The sequence below is a fragment of the Burkholderia sp. NLJ2 genome, assembly GCF_049487195.1.
Lineage (GTDB): Bacteria > Pseudomonadota > Gammaproteobacteria > Burkholderiales > Burkholderiaceae > Burkholderia > Burkholderia pyrrocinia.
Genome location: NZ_CP137810.1, coordinates 990,901 through 1,006,310, shown reverse-complemented (window position 1 = coordinate 1,006,310; position 15,410 = coordinate 990,901). Strand labels below are relative to the sequence as shown.

12 protein-coding genes are annotated in these 15,410 nt (G+C 68.0%); 3 read left to right on the top strand and 9 right to left on the bottom strand.

What is annotated here, in order from left to right:
- Positions 1 to 137 precede the first annotated feature (137 nt).
- From R9B84_RS26860 to R9B84_RS26830, 7 genes are all read right to left on the bottom strand, one after another.
- On the bottom strand, positions 138 to 1,583 hold the full coding sequence (locus R9B84_RS26860; protein ID WP_423763030.1) for an NAD-dependent succinate-semialdehyde dehydrogenase: 1,446 nt from the start codon (positions 1,581 to 1,583) through the stop codon (positions 138 to 140).
- A gap of 151 nt (positions 1,584 to 1,734) precedes the next feature.
- Positions 1,735 to 3,033: a c-type cytochrome gene (locus R9B84_RS26855; RefSeq protein ID WP_423763029.1), complete on the bottom strand. Its 1,299-nt coding sequence runs from the start codon at positions 3,031 to 3,033 to the stop codon at positions 1,735 to 1,737.
- A gap of 15 nt (positions 3,034 to 3,048) precedes the next feature.
- Positions 3,049 to 5,283, bottom strand: coding sequence for a molybdopterin cofactor-binding domain-containing protein (locus tag R9B84_RS26850; RefSeq protein ID WP_423763028.1), 2,235 nt, complete (start codon positions 5,281 to 5,283; stop codon positions 3,049 to 3,051).
- A gap of 84 nt (positions 5,284 to 5,367) precedes the next feature.
- Entirely contained in the window at positions 5,368 to 5,823 is a 456-nt protein-coding gene (locus R9B84_RS26845; protein WP_128843452.1) for a (2Fe-2S)-binding protein, read from the bottom strand.
- A 139-nt stretch (positions 5,824 to 5,962) separates the two neighbouring features.
- Complete coding sequence (locus tag R9B84_RS26840; protein WP_047903281.1) at positions 5,963 to 6,262, bottom strand: putative quinol monooxygenase; 300 nt, start codon at positions 6,260 to 6,262, stop codon at positions 5,963 to 5,965.
- Between the two features lie 93 nt (positions 6,263 to 6,355).
- Complete coding sequence (locus tag R9B84_RS26835; RefSeq protein ID WP_423763027.1) at positions 6,356 to 7,414, bottom strand: NADP-dependent oxidoreductase; 1,059 nt, start codon at positions 7,412 to 7,414, stop codon at positions 6,356 to 6,358.
- 234 nt (positions 7,415 to 7,648) lie between these two features.
- Positions 7,649 to 8,269, bottom strand: coding sequence for a TetR/AcrR family transcriptional regulator (locus tag R9B84_RS26830; RefSeq protein WP_423763026.1), 621 nt, complete (start codon positions 8,267 to 8,269; stop codon positions 7,649 to 7,651).
- 309 nt (positions 8,270 to 8,578) lie between these two features.
- Here R9B84_RS26830 and R9B84_RS26825 point away from each other — a divergent pair, with 309 nt between their 5' ends.
- Positions 8,579 to 10,150 carry a hypothetical protein gene (locus R9B84_RS26825; RefSeq protein WP_423763025.1) on the top strand — a complete coding sequence of 524 codons (1,572 nt, stop codon included), beginning with the start codon at positions 8,579 to 8,581 and terminating at the stop codon, positions 10,148 to 10,150.
- 157 nt (positions 10,151 to 10,307) lie between these two features.
- On the opposite strand, the gene R9B84_RS26820 is transcribed toward R9B84_RS26825, so the two are convergent.
- Positions 10,308 to 11,327 (bottom strand): DNA-binding protein, encoded by a 1,020-nt coding sequence (locus R9B84_RS26820; RefSeq protein ID WP_423763024.1) that lies wholly within the window; start codon positions 11,325 to 11,327, stop codon positions 10,308 to 10,310.
- Between the two features lie 364 nt (positions 11,328 to 11,691).
- Here R9B84_RS26820 and R9B84_RS26815 point away from each other — a divergent pair, with 364 nt between their 5' ends.
- Positions 11,692 to 12,876, top strand: coding sequence for a thiolase family protein (locus tag R9B84_RS26815; RefSeq protein ID WP_423763023.1), 1,185 nt, complete (start codon positions 11,692 to 11,694; stop codon positions 12,874 to 12,876).
- A 220-nt stretch (positions 12,877 to 13,096) separates the two neighbouring features.
- Positions 13,097 to 13,762, top strand: coding sequence for a cation diffusion facilitator family transporter (locus tag R9B84_RS26810; RefSeq protein WP_423763022.1), 666 nt, complete (start codon positions 13,097 to 13,099; stop codon positions 13,760 to 13,762).
- Positions 13,763 to 13,979: 217 nt separating this feature from the next.
- Here the strand turns inward: R9B84_RS26810 and R9B84_RS26805 are convergent, their stop codons facing one another.
- Complete coding sequence (locus R9B84_RS26805; protein ID WP_096475620.1) at positions 13,980 to 15,170, bottom strand: helix-turn-helix transcriptional regulator; 1,191 nt, start codon at positions 15,168 to 15,170, stop codon at positions 13,980 to 13,982.
- Positions 15,171 to 15,410: the final 240 nt, after the last annotated feature.

The following is a 15,410-nucleotide window of genomic DNA, read 5'->3' as shown; positions in this document are numbered from 1 at the left end:
TGCCGATGCCGTGAATCGCCACGGCATGGAGATGTGAAAACAAAGAAAAAACGGCGCAGGCCGGGCACGATACCCGACCTGCGCCGTTCATGCGCGCCGCACCAACGGCGGGTGGCGCACACACGGACGATGGACCGTCAGACGGCCATCACCGTCACCGACTTCGTGACGAGGTACGGCTCGAGCGCTTCCGGCCCGCCTTCCGACCCGTAGCCCGAGTCCTTCACGCCGCCGAACGGCATTTCCGGCCACGGCGTCGCCGGCTGGTTGATCCACAGCATCCCGACTTCAAGGCGCTGCGTGAGCAGGTGCACGTTCGCGAACGAACGCGTGAACGCGTAGCCGGCCAGCCCGAACGGCAGACGGTTCGCTTCCGCGATCGCGTCTTCGAGCTTGTCGAAGCCGCGAATCGCCGCGACCGGGCCGAACGGCTCGTTGTTGAACACGTCCGCTTCGAGCGGCACGTTCGCGATCACGGTCGGCGCGAAGAAGTTGCCTTCCGAGCCGATCCGCTCGCCGCCCGTCTCGATGCTCGCGCCGACCTTGCGCGCGTTGTCGACGACCGATGCCATCGCGGTCAGGCGGCGCGGGTTCGCGAGTGCGCCGAGCGTCGTGCCTTCCTCGAGGCCGTTGCCGATCTTCAGACTTTCGGCATGCTTGACCAGCGCGCGCGTGAATTCGTCGCGGATGCTGTTGTGCACGAGGAAGCGCGTCGGCGAAATGCAGACCTGCCCCGCGTTGCGGAACTTCGCGCCGCCGGCGGCCTTCACCGCGAGCGTGACGTCGGCGTCTTCGGCGACGATCACCGGCGCGTGCCCGCCCAGCTCCATCGTTGCGCGCTTCATGTGCTGGCCCGCGAGCGCGGCGAGCTGCTTGCCGACCGGCGTCGAACCCGTGAACGTGACCTTGCGGATCACCGGGTGCGGGATCAGGTACGACGAGATTTCGGCCGGATCGCCGTACACGAGGCCGATCACGCCGGCCGGCACGCCTGCGTCGACGAACGCGCGCAGCAGCGCGGCCGGCGATGCGGGGGTTTCCTCCGGCGCCTTCACGAGGAACGAGCAGCCGGTCGCGAGCGCGGCGCTCAGCTTGCGCACGACCTGGTTGACCGGGAAATTCCACGGCGTGAACGCCGCGACCGGGCCGACCGGCTCCTTGACGACCGTCTGCTGCGCGCCGAGGTTGCGCGGCGGCACGATCCGGCCGTACACGCGGCGGCCTTCGTCCGCGAACCATTCGATGATGTCGGCCGCCGACAGCACTTCGACGCGCGCCTCGGTGAGCGGCTTGCCCTGTTCCTGCGTCATCAACTGTGCGATCGCGTCGGCGCGCTCGCGCACCAGTGCGGCCGCCTTGCGCATCGTCGCCGCGCGTTCGTGCGCGGGCACCTTGCGCCATGCTTCGAAGCCGCGCTGCGCGGCGGCGAGCGCGCGGTCGAGATCGGCGATGCCCGCGTGGGCCACCTTGCCGATCGTCTTGCCGGTCGCCGGGTTCACGACGTCGATCGTCTTGCCGCTCGCGGCGTCGACCCACTCGCCGTCGATCAGCAGCTGCGTATCCGTATAAGTCACGTTAGCCATCCAGACACCCCTACATTGCGTCGATAAAACGCGCGCTGCCGCGAGGCCGCACGCAGGTTGACAGAAAGAGCCAAGCCGCCGGGGGAGACAACCACCCGGCGGTGCAGACGGCAGGCGCATCGGCCTGCCTTCGTTCCGCATGGAGCCGCGCTCAGCGCGCGGCCGCCGTCGCCTTGCGGAGTTTCGCGACGTCCGCCGCCTGCACCGGCGGCGCGCCGTTGTTCCAGCCGGCGCGCATGAACGTCAGCACGTCGGCGATCTGCCGGTCGTTCAACTGGTTCGAGAACGCCGGCATCGGATACGCGGAAGGCACGCCGTCGATCACGAGCGACTCGCTGCCGTTCAGCGTCACGTTGATCAGCGACGATGCATCGGTTTCGAGCACGTTCGGATTGCCGGCGAGCGGCGCGAGCAGCGGCGCGTAACCGCGCCCGTCCGCGCCGTGGCAATGCAGGCAGTAAGCGTTATACACCTTCGCGCCCGGATCGGCTGCCGGCCGGCCCAGCACCACCTGCGTCGCCTTCGGATCATAGCTGTACGGCGGCGCGCCCGTGCCGCCCGCGGCCGGCAGCGATTTCAGATAGCGGGACATCGCCGCGAGATCGTCGTCGGTCAGCGCCTGCGTGCTGTGGTTGATCACGCTCACCATCGAGCCGAACGCGGTCGCGTGCCGGTTCGCGCCGGTCTTCAGGAACTGCGCGACGTCGGCCTCGTTCCAGCGGCCGAGCCCCGTGTTGTGCTCGCCCGTCAGGTTCGACGCGAACCAGCTGTCGATCGCCGCGCCCGACAGGAACGCCGTGCCGCCTTCGTCCAGCGCCTTCTCCTGGAAGCCGACACCGCGCGGCGTGTGGCACGACCCGCAATGCCCGAGCCCCTGCACGAGATACGCGCCGCGGTTCCACACTGCATCCTTGGCCGGCTTGTCCGCATACGGCGTCGTGTCGAGGAACACCGCGTTCCACAGCGCGAGCGGCCAGCGCATGTTGAGCGGCCACGGGATGTCGGAGGGCCGGTTCGCCTGCTTCACCGGTTCGACGCCGTGCATGAAGTACGCGTACAGCGCCTTCACGTCGTCGTCCTTCAGCTTCGCGTATGACGGATACGGCATCGCCGGATACAGGTTGTGGCCGTCTTTCGCGACGCCCTTGCGCAACGCGCTCGCGAAATCGGCTTCCGTATAGCCGCCGATGCCCGTCTCCGGATCGGGCGTGATGTTGGTCGTGTAGATCGCGCCCATCGGCGTGACCATCTTCAGGCCGCCCGCGAACGGCGTGCCGCGCGGCGCGGTGTGGCACGCGACGCAGTCGCCGGCTTTCGCGAGATACGCGCCGCGCGCGACGAGCGTGCTGTCGGCCGGTGCCGTCTGCGCGGCGTGCGCGACCGGGCCGGCCAGCAGCGCGGACAGCGCGAGCAGCGATGCGCCGATCGTGTTCAGGGTCAGGTTTCGCATGTTCGTTCCCGCCCCTCAGGCCGTCTTCAACTGGTTGCCGACCGGTAGCTTGCGCAGCCGCTTGCCGGTTGCCGCGAAAATCGCGTTCGACAGCGCCGCCGCGGTCGCGGCCGTGCCCGGTTCGCCGATCCCGCCCGGCGCTTCGCCGCTCTTCACCAGATGCACCTCGATCGGCGGCGTCTCGTTGATCCGCAGCATCCGGTAGTCGGAGAAGTTGCTCTGCGTCACGCGGCCGTCCTCGATCGTGATCTCGCCGTACAGCGCGCCCGTGATCCCGAAAATGATGCCGCCCTGCACCTGCGCCTCGATCGTGTTCGGGTTGACGACCATCCCGCAGTCGACCGCGCACACGACGCGCTTGACCTGGACCTCGCCGTCGTCCACCGCGACGTCGACGACGATCGAGAAGAAGCTGCCGAACGCATGCATCACCGACACGCCGCGCCCTTGCCCCTTCGGCAGCGACGGGCCCCAGCCGGCCGCCTTGGTCGCGACGTCGAGCACGTTGCGCGCGCGCGGCGTCTTGCCGAGCAGCGCGCGGCGGTATTGCACGGGGTCGGTCCTGGTCTGCGCGGCCAGCTCGTCGATGAAGCTCTCGACGACGAAGGTGCCGCGCGTCGGCCCGACGCCGCGCCAGAACGCGGTCGGCACGTGGCGCGGCTCCTGCCGCACGTAATCGATCAACTGGTTCGGCAGGTCGTACGGCAGGTCGGTCGCGACTTCGACCGCGTCGGGATCGACACCGTCCTTGAACGCGGGCGGCGCGAAGCGCGCGAGGATCGACGAGCCGACGATCCGGTGCTGCCACGCGACCGGCTTGCCGTTCGCGTCGAGGCCGGCCGAGATCCGGTCGTAATAGTACGGCCGGTACATGTCGTGCTGGATGTCCTCCTCGCGCGTCCAGATGACTTTCACGGGCGCGTTGACTTGTTTGGCGATCTTCACGGCCTGGCCAATCATGTCCGTCTCGAGCCGCCGGCCGAAGCCGCCGCCGAGCAGGTGGTTGTGCACGACGATCTTGTCCGGCGGAAAGCTCGTGAGCCGCTGCACGGTGTCGACCGCGCGTGCCGGCACCTGCGTGCCGACCCAGATCTCGCAACCGTCGCTGCGCACGTGCACCGTGCAGTTCACGGGCTCCATCGTCGCGTGCGCGAGGAACGGCTGTTCGTACACGGCGTCGACGCGCGTCTTCGCATCCGCGAACGCCTTGCCGACGTCGCCGTCCTTGCGCGCGACCGCGCCCTTGCCGTTCGCCGCGGCCTGCGCGAGATCGGCGACGATGTCCTTCATCGACACCTTCGCGTCCGCGCCTTCGTTCCACTTCACGACGAGCGCCGACGCGCCGCGCTTCGCGGCCCACGTGTGATCGCCGACCACCGCGACCGCGTTGTCGGCGCGCACGACCTGGCGCACGCCGGGAATCTTCTTTGCGGCGGTATCGTCGACGCTCGCGACCGTGCCGCCGAACACCGGGCTGTTCACGATCACCGCGTACAGCATGCCGGGCAGGCGCACGTCGAGCCCGAACTGCGCGGTGCCGTCGACTTTCTCCGGCGAATCGAGGCGCTTCGCGGGTGTGCCGATCAGCTTGAAATCCTCCGGCTTCTTCAGCGCGACGTCCTTCGGCACCGGCAGCTTCGCCGCGGCGTCGGCCAACTGGCCGTACGACGCGCGCCGGCCGCTCGGCGGGTGCTGCACTTCGCCGTTCGCCGCGCGGCAGGATGCCGGATCGACATTCCATTGCTTCGCGGCCGCCGCGACCAGCAGCGTGCGCGCCGTTGCGCCCGCGCGGCGCATCGGCTCCCACGCGTAGCGCACCGACGTCGAGCCGCCGGTGAGCTGGCCGCCGAGCAGCGGATCGAGGAACAGCTTCTCGTTCGGCGGCGCATGATCGAGCGTCACGCTCGACAGCGGCACTTCGAGTTCCTCGGCGATCAGCATCGGCAGCGCCGTATAGACACCCTGCCCCATCTCGACCTTCGGCATCACCAGCGTGACCTTGCCGCTGCGATCGATCTGCACGAACGCGTTCGGCGCGAATACGCCGGCACGCGCGGTTTCATCGCCGTCGCCGCCGATCACCGAACGGCGCGTGTCGTCGCCTGCCGCCGGCACGCTGAAGCCGAGCAGCAAGCCGCCACCGGCCGCCGCGCCGAGCGTGATCCCGAGTTTGAGAAACCCGCGGCGCGATACGCCGGTGCCAGCCGCTTGCCCGGCGACCTTGCCGGCTTCGATCAGTCCTCGCGACATGTCAGCCTCCGCAGAGCCGCCTCAAGGGGGCTGACCGCCCCCTCGGGGGGCAGTGAACAAAGTGAACGTGGGGGCTGTTTCATCTCAGGCCCCCTTGGCGGCTTGCTTGACCGCCGCGCGAATCCGGTTGTACGTGCCGCAGCGGCAGATGTTGCCGGCCATCGCCGCGTCGATGTCGGCGTCGCTCGGGTTCGGGTTCGATGCGATCAGCGCGGTGGCCGCCATCACCTGCCCCGACTGGCAGTAGCCGCACTGGACGACGTCGAGCTCGCGCCATGCCTGCTGGACCTTGTGGCCGGCCGGTGTCGCGCCGACGGCTTCGATCGTCGTGATCTTGCGGCCCGCGACGGCCGCGACCGGCAGCACGCACGAGCGCGCGGCGACGCCGTCGAGATGCACGGTGCACGCGCCGCATTGCGCGATTCCGCAGCCGAACTTCGTGCCGGTGAGGCCGACGACGTCGCGCAGCACCCAGAGCAAGGGCATGTCGTCGGGGGCGTCGACCGTGCGGTTCTCGCCGTTGATGTTGAGGGTGACCATTCAGCCTCCGGGGCCGGTGTATTGGGGAAGCGGCGCGCATGGCGCGCCGCGCGGGTCGTCGTTGTCATGGCCGTCGCGCGGTGCGCGACGGGTGCCGCGCGGCCCGGGTGGGACGAGCCGCGGCGGTGGTCCTGCGCAGTTACTCGGCCACGTCGACGCCCGACAGCACCTTGATGACCGGCGGTGCCGTGAACCAGTCGGCCGACTTCGTACGGAATTCGCCGAAATACGGGCTGGCGAGATGCGCGTCGAATGCGGCCTGGTCGTCGTAGATCTCGTACAGGTGCAGGTTCGGCGAGCCGTCCTGCTCGCGGAACAGGTCGTAGCGCCGGTTGCCCGGTTCGGCGCGTGTCTTGACGACCATGCTGCGCAGTTCGGCCTCGGCGGCCTGTGCGTGTTCGGGTTTCAGGAACAGCGAAGCAATCACGTGAAGCGCCATCTTGTCACTCCTTTCGAAACGGAATCGAGCATGCCACAAGCCGGCGTCGCGCGACGCCGGCGTGCAACCGCGGTGTGCTGCCGTGCCGTGGCATCAGGCCAGTTCGTCCGGGCCCACGCGCACGACGACCTTGCCGAAGTTCTTGCCGGCCAGCAGGCCGATCAGCGCTTCCGGTGCGTCGGCCAGGTCGGGGACGATATCCTCCAGCGTCTTCACCTTGCCCTGCGCGACCCATTCGCTCATTTCCTTCAGGAACGGCGCATAACCGGTCGCATAGTGATCGAGGATGATGAATCCCTGCACGCGGATGCGCTTGCGCAGGATCGCACCCATCAGCGCCGGCACGCGATCACGGCCGGTCGACACCGCGGTGTCGTCGTATGCCGCGTCGTTGTAATGCGCAATGATTCCGCACACCGGCACGCGCGCGTGATCGTTGAGCAGCGGCCACACCGCGTCGAACACCGCGCCGCCGACGTTCTCGAAATAGACGTCGATGCCGTTCGGGCACGCTTCCTTCAGCTTCGCGGCAAACGCCGGATCGTGGTGGTCGACGCACGCGTCGAAGCCGAGCGTGTCGGTCACGTACGCGCACTTGTCGGCGCCGCCCGCGACGCCGATCACGCGGCAGCCCTTCAGCTTCGCGATCTGGCCGACCACCGAGCCGACCGCGCCGCTGGCTGCCGCCACGACCACGGTTTCGCCGGCCTTCGGCTCGCCGATTTTCAGCAGCCCGGTGTACGCGGTAAAGCCCGGCATGCCTAGCACGCCGAGCGCGTACGACGGATGCGCGAAGTCGCGGCCGAGCGGAATCAGGTCGCGGCCGTCGGACAGCGCATAGTCCTGCCAGCCGGCGCCCGCGACGACGAGATCGCCTTCGCGGAACGCGGGCAGGTTCGACGACACGACGCGGCTGACCGTGCCGCCGACCATCACGTGGCCGAGTTCGACCGGCGCGGCATAGGACGGCGCGTCGCTCATCCGGCCGCGCATGTACGGGTCGAGCGACAACCAGACCGTGCGCAGCAGCACCTGGCCGGCGCCGGGCGTCGGCACGTCGCCGGATTCGGTGCGGAAGTTGCCCGGCGTCGGCGCGCCGACCGGGCGCGAAGTCAGGATGATCTGGCGGTTTGCGGTCTTGTTTTGCGGCATGTGAGTCTCCGTCAACAGGAATAAACGTGCTTCGTGGGCACGATCGGATCAGGGATGGACCAGCAGAAGACGCGCACGCGTGGCAGCGTCGGCGGTTTGGCCGTTGCGGTTGCACGCGTGCGGTTGGAGCAATCGGGACAGCGTAACGCGGAGCGAGGCGTTCGTCATGCGTGTGTAAGTAGACCAGTCGTCTAGAATCAGGGCAAAAACAAGGCGCGCCAATGCGCGCCCGGGTTACGACTGCGCTCCGTCATGCACGGCCGGTGGCAGGTTCAGCATGCGCCGCGTTTCGACCATTGCCCTTTCGAGCGGTTTGCGGTTGCGGTGAATCTTTTCCAGCAGCGTTGCGCCCAGCCACAGCTCGTAAAGGATCGCGGCCGTGTGCGGCGGATCGTCGACGGCGCTCAGCGAGCCGTCGGCCAGACCGGCCTCGATGCCGCCCGCGAGCCGTTCGATGATCTGGCTCGTGCCATGCCGCAGCACCGCGCGCATCGCTTCCGACAGGTCCGACACTTCCGCGCCGAGCTTTACCGCGAGGCACTTGCCTTCGGGATCGTCCGCGCATTGCGTGTGCAGCCAGTTGCCCCAGTACGTCATCAGGCGCTCGGCGCCCGTGCCGGCCTGATGCTTGAGCAGGTTGTCGAGATGCGCGAGATAGCCTTCGAAATACGCTTCGAGCAGCGCTTCGCCGAATGCCTCTTTCGAGCCGAAGTAGTGGTAGAACGAGCCCTTCGGGATGCCCGCCGCGGCGAGAATCTCGTTCAGACCGACCGCCGAGAACCCCTTGTGGAGCATGATCGGCTTCGCGATGTTCAGGATGTGCTGGCGGACTTCCGCGCCTGAAGATGCATTCATGATGGCGTATGGTAGCAACGATTAGACCGGTCGTCTAGTAACGTCGAACCGGCATGTTGAGCGGCACTTTACCCGATCCCCGCGTGGCACCCAATGGCCAGCGGGCGTTCCCTCGCCCGCGCTCCTGCGTTGCCGCATGCGCGGCGTCACACGAGCGACTCGGTTTCGTCGCAGGCGTTTCATCGATTTCCCGCATAAATACGCGCGGCGCATGTGCCGGCGAAACGCGAAGCTGCGGCCGGCATTGCACACGTGTGCAATGCGCCGGACCGTCGTTGCCTCTTCCCGAATCCGCGACCAGGAACGCTCATGACCGCTTCGAAACCCGTCCGCCCGACCGCGCCGAACCGTCGGCGCTTCATCCAGCGCGGCGCCGCGCTGACCCTGTCGCCGCTCGTCGGCACGCTGGCCGCGTGCGGCGGCGACGGCAACACGACGTCCGCGTCGTCGTTCGCCGCCAACGGCGCCGCCGATACGTCCGCGCGCAGCTACGGCATCGCCGACCGCTCGATCACGATCAACGTCGTCAACGCGATCCCGTCCACGACGCTCGCGTACGGCAACGCGGCGAGCCAGAGCGGCTCGCTGCCGCAGGCATCGCAAGCGCTGGTCGCGACCGGACAATCGACCGCCGTCAGCGCGTCGAACAGTTGGGGCGATTGCATCGGATCGTTCAGCCTGGCCGGCGGCGACGCATCGTTTGCGATTTCGTACACGCATCCGTTCGGATCGCAACCGACCACCGTCAGCGTCACGCCGTCGGCCGGCTATGTGTCGGGTGCCGATGCCGCCACGTTTCCCGGCCACGACTCGGTCGCGCATCTCAACCTGTATCGCGGCGTCGCGACCGCGAACGGCGCCTGGGTCGTCCCGCTCGCGCAGCTCGCGACGCCGCCGGCCAACAACTGCCAGGATTTCGCGAACAGCATGTTCGGCAGCAATGTGCGCACGGCCGCGGCGATCCAGTCCGCGTATCAGGGCACGGGCCCGCTCGGCTACGTGCCGCCTGCCGATTTCACCGGCGGCCAGCTCGCGGGCTTCGTCGCGCAATGGGTGCAGCGCTGGCAGAACGGCGCGTCATATACGGTGCTGCCCGGCGCCGATGCGCAACTCATCGACGCGCTGAAGCAGTATGTGTCCGCTGCATCGAGCGCCGGCCCGCTGACGATGTGGGTGCCGCAGATCGCGTGGCAGGCTGGCTCCGATCCGGCGGTGTTCGCGCTGACGGGCTATCGCGCGTTTCCGTTCGTCGATGCGCAAGGCAACTGGATCGCGGGCACGCTGTCCGCGTTCCTGACGCTGCTGGCGGCCGGTTCGCACATCGTCGCGATCAGCGCGACGAGCGACCTGCCGGCGGGTGTCACGATGCAGGCGTTCGACAGCTTCATGGGCGCGAGCGGGCTGACGACGTCGACAGATATCGGCAACTCGCACTACGCGTCGGTCGTGAACACGACGGGCCGCTATTACCTGAGCGTCGGCAGCGATTTCGCGCCGGCGAACTGCGGCCTGATCCTGTCGTTCCTGTACGGGCGCACGGTGAACAACCTGCTCGCGGGCGCCGGCACGTACAACACGTTCATCCAGCTCGAAGGCTGGCAGGCCGGCGGTTCGCGTCACAACGCCGACTACGCGACGTATCAGCAGACGCTGTGGAACATCTCGACGTACGGGGCGTCCGCGTACAGCGAGAAGCGTGCGACGTCGATCTTTCTCGCGCCGGCCGGCTGGACGCCGCAGGTCTATCAGACGACGCGGATGATGCCTTACGTCGGCGCCTATGCGCAGTCGAACGGCACGCCGCAGGGGTGGCTGAACACGTCGCTGGTCACGATTCCGGCGGATGCGCCGCCGCTGCCGTCGCGGTATGTGTCGAGCTGATCCGGATGGGCGAGCGTTGGCGTGTGTCGCGCTCGGCTGTTGGTCCGCCTGCCTGCTTCGGACGTGCGTCGCGATCGGTTGACGCACGCTTGCGGTTTCAGCGGTTTCAGCGGTTTCAGCGGTTTCAGCGGTTTCAGCGGTTTCAGCGGTTTCAGCGTCAGCGCGGTGCGTCGTCGGTGCGCTTTCTTGTGCGCGCCCGCCGCTCGCTTCGCTGCGCGGCGGGAGCCGTCTTGGCTCCGCGCACCGGTGCCCGCCGCGCAAGCACCGTCATCTCCCGTCTCAACTCATCGAGCTCTTTGACGCGCGCCGCATCGGTCGCCTGCGCGCCGTCGAGCTGTCCTTGAAGCACCCCGCATCGATGCAGCGCATCGCCCAGTTGTGCCTGCAGCGTCGCGACATCCTTCCGCTGCTGCGCATCGCGCTGCTCGGCGCGCGATGCTGTCGTGTCGAGCTCCTTTTGCAGCCGCGCGGCCGCGAGCCGCTCGCGATCGATTTCCTGAAGCGCCCGCTTTTCCGATGCGCGCAAGCGTTCCTCGGCCCGGCCCGCGTCGTCGCGCAGCCGGTCGAGCTGGGTCGTGAAATCCGCGCGCGCCTGCGCGAGTGCGCGGTCGCCTTCCGCGTTGTCGGCCTTCAGGCGTTCGATCTCCGCTTGCAGCGCGCGCCGCGATGCGTCGTCGGCCGCCCTCGCCTGCTCCAGTTCCTGGATGCGCACCTGCGCAGCCAGCAGCGCGGCCGTGCGTTGCTCGAGCGCGGTTTCGGTGCGCGCCAGTTCGGCTTGCAGCGTCGCGACTTCCGCCTTCGCCGTCGCCCGTTCGGCTTCGACTTCCGCGCGCAGGGCATCGAGCGCGGCGGCCGCGTCGTTGCTCGACCGATTCCACAACGCCGCGACCAGCTCACCGGCTGCCGCCTGCAGATCGGCCGGCAGGTCGGGATGTTCGATCCGCACGCGACTCTTTTCCCGCAGCTCGGCCCAGAACTCGCCGAGGACGGCCGTCGGCGTGCTCATGCTGCCCTTGCGGACGAGCTGGTACAGGCGGTTCGCGGTGGGCGTGATGCCGAAACGGAAGAACAGCAGCGCGCACGCCTCGCGATACAGCTCTCGGGTTTTCGGGAAGTCGGCCTTGAGGCGCTCGATTTCGGTGGTCAGGCGGGGTTCGTCAGCGGCGAGATCGGACATGGCGGGGATTCGTCGGGAATTTCGTGAATAATATAACGTAAACCGTTTGATATCCAATCATCACTGCCTATTGTTTTGACATTATTTCTATAATGTCGAGATCGTGGAATATCGGTATGTCCCCGCCGGAGTCGCCGCTTTTCCCTGATCGTGCTCAATAGCCTCGTTGACAGTATGCATATGCATAGATACCTTTCCCTCACGTAGCGGCCTGCGATCCTGGCATTGGATGCAGCCGCGCTGCTCGTTGCCGGCGGCCCTGCCGGCATCACGACGCAATCGAAACGGCGACGCGAAGCGCGCGGCGTGCCCCGTTCGCGACAGCCTCGCCCGCGCACCTTGCAACGTGATCCAGGAACGCATCATGAGTACACGCGAAGTCGTCATCTGCCACCCCGTCCGGACGCCGATCGGCACGTTCAACGGGTCCCTGAAGGACACCCCCGCCACCGAACTCGGGGCGATCGCCGTGCGCGAAACCTTGCGGCGCAGCGGCCTCGACGGCGCGGCGATCGACACGGTCGTGCTGGGCAACGTGATCCAGGCCGGCAACAAGATGAACCCGGCCCGGCAAGCCGCCATCGGCGCCGGCTTGCCGGTCAAGGTGCCCGCGCTGACGGTCAACCGCGTCTGCGGTTCCGGCGCGCAGGCGGTCGTCAATGCCGCGCAGGAGATCCTGCTGGGTTATGCGAACGCGGCGGTCGCCGGCGGCATGGAAAGCATGGAGCGTGCGCCGTACCTGCTCGACGGCGCACGCTCGGGCTACCGGATGGGCGACGCGCCGATCCGCGACAGCATGCTGCGCGACGGCCTCGTCGATGCGTTTTCCGACCAGCATTCCGGATGGCATACCGAGGATCTCGCGAGCCAGCTCGATATCTCGCGCGACCGCCAGGATCGCTGGGCGCTGCGCTCGCAGCAGCGTTTCTCCGCCGCGCTCGCGGACGGCAAGTTCGACGCCGAGCTTGTGCCGGTCGAGGTCCTGCAGCGCAAGGCGCGCGTCGCGTTTGCGCGCGACGAGACACCGCGTCCCGAGACGACGCTCGAAGCACTCGCGAAACTGAAACCCGCGTTCCGCCCGGACGGCACGATTACCGCAGGCAATGCACCGGGCCTCAACAGCGGCGCATCGGCGATGCTGGTTGCGGATCGCGCGTTCGCCGATGCGCACGGCATCGCGCCGAGCGCCCGGCTGGTTGCGTTCGGTGTCGCCGCCGTCGAGCCCGGCATGTTCGGGCTCGGCCCCGTTCCGGCCGTGAAGATCGCGCTCGAACGTGCAGGCTGGGCGCTGGCGGACGTCGAGCGTTTCGAGGTCAACGAAGCGTTCGCGGTCGTGCCGATCGCGGTGGCGGGTCAGCTCGGCATTGCCGAGGAGATCGTCAACGTCGAAGGCGGTGCGATCGCGCACGGTCATGCGATCGGCGCGACGGGCGCGGTGCTGACAACACGCCTGATCCATTCGATGCAGCGTGACGGCATCAGGCGCGGCGTCGTGACGCTGTGTATCGGCGGCGGCCAGGGCATTGCGCTGGCCATCGAGACGCTTTGAGCTGACACGGAGAAGCCGCGGGCGAAAACGTCCGCCGCGCGGGCTTCCCGGGAAACGGGACGGCCGGCAACCTGCGCCGTTCATCGCGTTTTGGGCTGACGGTCGGAGCGTTTGCCTGCGCATCCCGCGCGGATTCGGCGATTCCGCCCGTGTCACTGATCTGCCACCGTCGACCGGTAGCGTTCGGGGCTCACCCACGCTATCGACAGACGAATCCACCATGCAGCGCACGTCGCGCGCCACGTCCCATGTTTATGCGGCCACGTCCCGCGCCCTCGCCGTCAGCCTCGCGATCAACCTGCTGCTGCTCGCCGTCGAGACGGGCGCGGCATGGTCCGCGCATTCGTCGGGGCTGCTCGCGGACGTCCTGCACGCGGCGATCGATCTCGCGGCCGATGCATTGATCCTCATCGCGTGTCGGCTCGACGCGCGCCTGCCGCCGGAGCGGCGCCCGACCTACGAACCGCTTGCGCTCGCGGGCCTTGGCGCATTGCTCGCCGCGACGGGCGCGCAGATGATCTGGCATGCGGTCAACCGGTTCGACACGCCGCCCGTCGTGCAACCCGGTGCGACGACGCTCGCGCTCGTCGCCGTCACGCTCGCCGGCAAGGCCGCGCTGTCGCACTGGATGCTGCGCAAGGCGCGCGAGACGGGCTCCGCGCTGCTCGAGGCGAGCGGCTGGCATGTGCGTACCGATGCGCTGTCGTCGTTGCTGGCGGCGCTCGCGATGAGCGCGGCGCTGGTCGGCTTCGGCCGTCTCGACGACGTGGCCGCGCTCGCGATCGGCGCGCTCGTGATCCGCACGGGCGCCGGTTTCATCCGGCGCGGCTGCGCGCAATGGCCCGTGTTCGCTACGTGGGCGAATCGCTCGACGCGCGGTTCGTGAACGCGGCCGGCATCGTCGTGCATGCGCCGAGGCATGAAACATCCGATAGATACCCCGCTACCGGATATCGGCTGGGCGGAATGACAAAGAGGCTCGCGTAGTGCGAGCCTCTTTTGCGTGATGCCGTCATCTCCGTGCGTCACGCGACGCGTTGACCGACGTCGATGGTTCCCCAGACGAATACGGCCGGTTCCGATGGATCGACATCGGGAGCCGCTTACCCGAGCGGCACCACACTCCCGAGCAGGATCCGCACAAGCGTCGCCTGGCGCGTGACGCCCGTCTTCGAGAAGATTGCACGCAGGTGCGTACGCGCGGTGTTCTTGCTGATCCCCGATTCCTCCGCCGCTTCCTCGAGCGTCAACCCGTTCGTCAGCAGCAGCGCGAGCGACGTCTCGGCGGGCGTCAGGTCGAACAGCTTGCGGATGATTTCCTGCGCGCCCTGCGGCTTGCGGTCGGGGTCGCGCAGGAACAGCGTGACGGCAGGCCGCCGCTTGTTGTCCTCCGACCAGTCGGACAACAGCACCGTGCGCACCAGCAGCCCGAGGCGCGGCTTGTCGAAGCTGCGCGTGATCGGCATGGCCTCGACGGTCGCCGCGGCCGTGCCGTGGTGCCCCATCACCGCGTGGCGGATCAGCCGCTTCAGCGTGCGGTTCTCCTGCGCGTCGGTGGCCTCGATCGTGCCGCGCGCAATCGTCAGACCGTTGTTCTGCTTGAGGATCTCGTCGGCGACGCTGTTCAGGTCGATGATCGTGCCGTTCTCGTCGAGCGTGATCGTGCCGATCTGCATCCGGTTGATCGCGTTCGCGTAGATCGAGCGTTCGACCTCGGCCGTGTCGAGCCGCGAATGCAGTTCGACCGCGCGCTTCAGGTGCGGCAGCAGCAGCGCGCAGATCGCCTTGTCGCGCGCGGAGAACTGCTTCGACGCATGGTTGCGGCACACGCGGAACCGGCACTCGACGCCCGACGGCGTGCGCAGGTCGGCGCCGAGGATATAGCGCACGTCCTGCGGTTTCAGGAACTGCTTGTACAGTTCGCTCGACAGCCAGCCCGTGTCGCCGAACACGTCGTCGACCGTGACCACGCGATCGGCCGGCAGGCCGACGAACGGGTCGAGCGAATAGTAGTAGTTGTTGTACGAAGCCTCGCCATCGCCCGGGACGACCGGGCCGAATTCCGATGCATGCACGGACAGCGGCGCACGGCGGTCGCTCGCGGCCGCGCGCAGGATCAGCGTCACGTAGTTCGCCTGCAGCCAGCGGCGGACCAGTTCGAGCGCACCGGCCCACGGCGGCGTCTCAAGCGGCCCCTGGTAGATGCGCGCCATCAGCTCGCTGAAATCCGCGACGCCGATATCGGCCTCGTCGCTTGTTGCCTGGCTCTCTTGCGGAGCCCATCTCGTCTCCATCAGCACGCTCCATCCTCCATACGACATGTTTCCGGTGCGACTCAGCCGCGCCGCCTTGATTAAGACGCGTCTAAATTCCGGCGTCATCGGGAGATTTACTGAATGGTGAGAATTGGCCATCCAGGCGTGCGAACCATCGTCCAATCGGATGATGTGGCGCCCTGCCCGCTGCGCTGGAATGCCCGTCAGGCCGTGCCGGCAAGCATCCGGTGCGGACTCAGGGAAAACCGCGACACGGGT

Excerpts from the sequence above, each read along its gene's own strand:
- R9B84_RS26830 (WP_423763026.1), bottom strand. The coding sequence starts at position 8,269 with ATGAATGCATCTTCAGGCGCGGAAGTCCGCCAGCACATCCTGAACATC.
- R9B84_RS26840 (WP_047903281.1), bottom strand. The coding sequence starts at position 6,262 with ATGGCGCTTCACGTGATTGCTTCGCTGTTCCTGAAACCCGAACACGCA.
- R9B84_RS26860 (WP_423763030.1), bottom strand. The coding sequence starts at position 1,583 with ATGGCTAACGTGACTTATACGGATACGCAGCTGCTGATCGACGGCGAG.
- R9B84_RS26845 (WP_128843452.1), bottom strand. The coding sequence starts at position 5,823 with ATGGTCACCCTCAACATCAACGGCGAGAACCGCACGGTCGACGCCCCC.
- R9B84_RS26855 (WP_423763029.1), bottom strand. The coding sequence starts at position 3,033 with ATGCGAAACCTGACCCTGAACACGATCGGCGCATCGCTGCTCGCGCTG.
- R9B84_RS26820 (WP_423763024.1), bottom strand. The coding sequence starts at position 11,327 with ATGTCCGATCTCGCCGCTGACGAACCCCGCCTGACCACCGAAATCGAG.
- R9B84_RS26810 (WP_423763022.1), top strand. The coding sequence starts at position 13,097 with ATGCAGCGCACGTCGCGCGCCACGTCCCATGTTTATGCGGCCACGTCC.
- R9B84_RS26850 (WP_423763028.1), bottom strand. The coding sequence starts at position 5,283 with ATGTCGCGAGGACTGATCGAAGCCGGCAAGGTCGCCGGGCAAGCGGCT.
- R9B84_RS26825 (WP_423763025.1), top strand. The coding sequence starts at position 8,579 with ATGACCGCTTCGAAACCCGTCCGCCCGACCGCGCCGAACCGTCGGCGC.
- R9B84_RS26805 (WP_096475620.1), bottom strand. The coding sequence starts at position 15,170 with ATGGAGACGAGATGGGCTCCGCAAGAGAGCCAGGCAACAAGCGACGAG.
- R9B84_RS26835 (WP_423763027.1), bottom strand. The coding sequence starts at position 7,414 with ATGCCGCAAAACAAGACCGCAAACCGCCAGATCATCCTGACTTCGCGC.
- R9B84_RS26815 (WP_423763023.1), top strand. The coding sequence starts at position 11,692 with ATGAGTACACGCGAAGTCGTCATCTGCCACCCCGTCCGGACGCCGATC.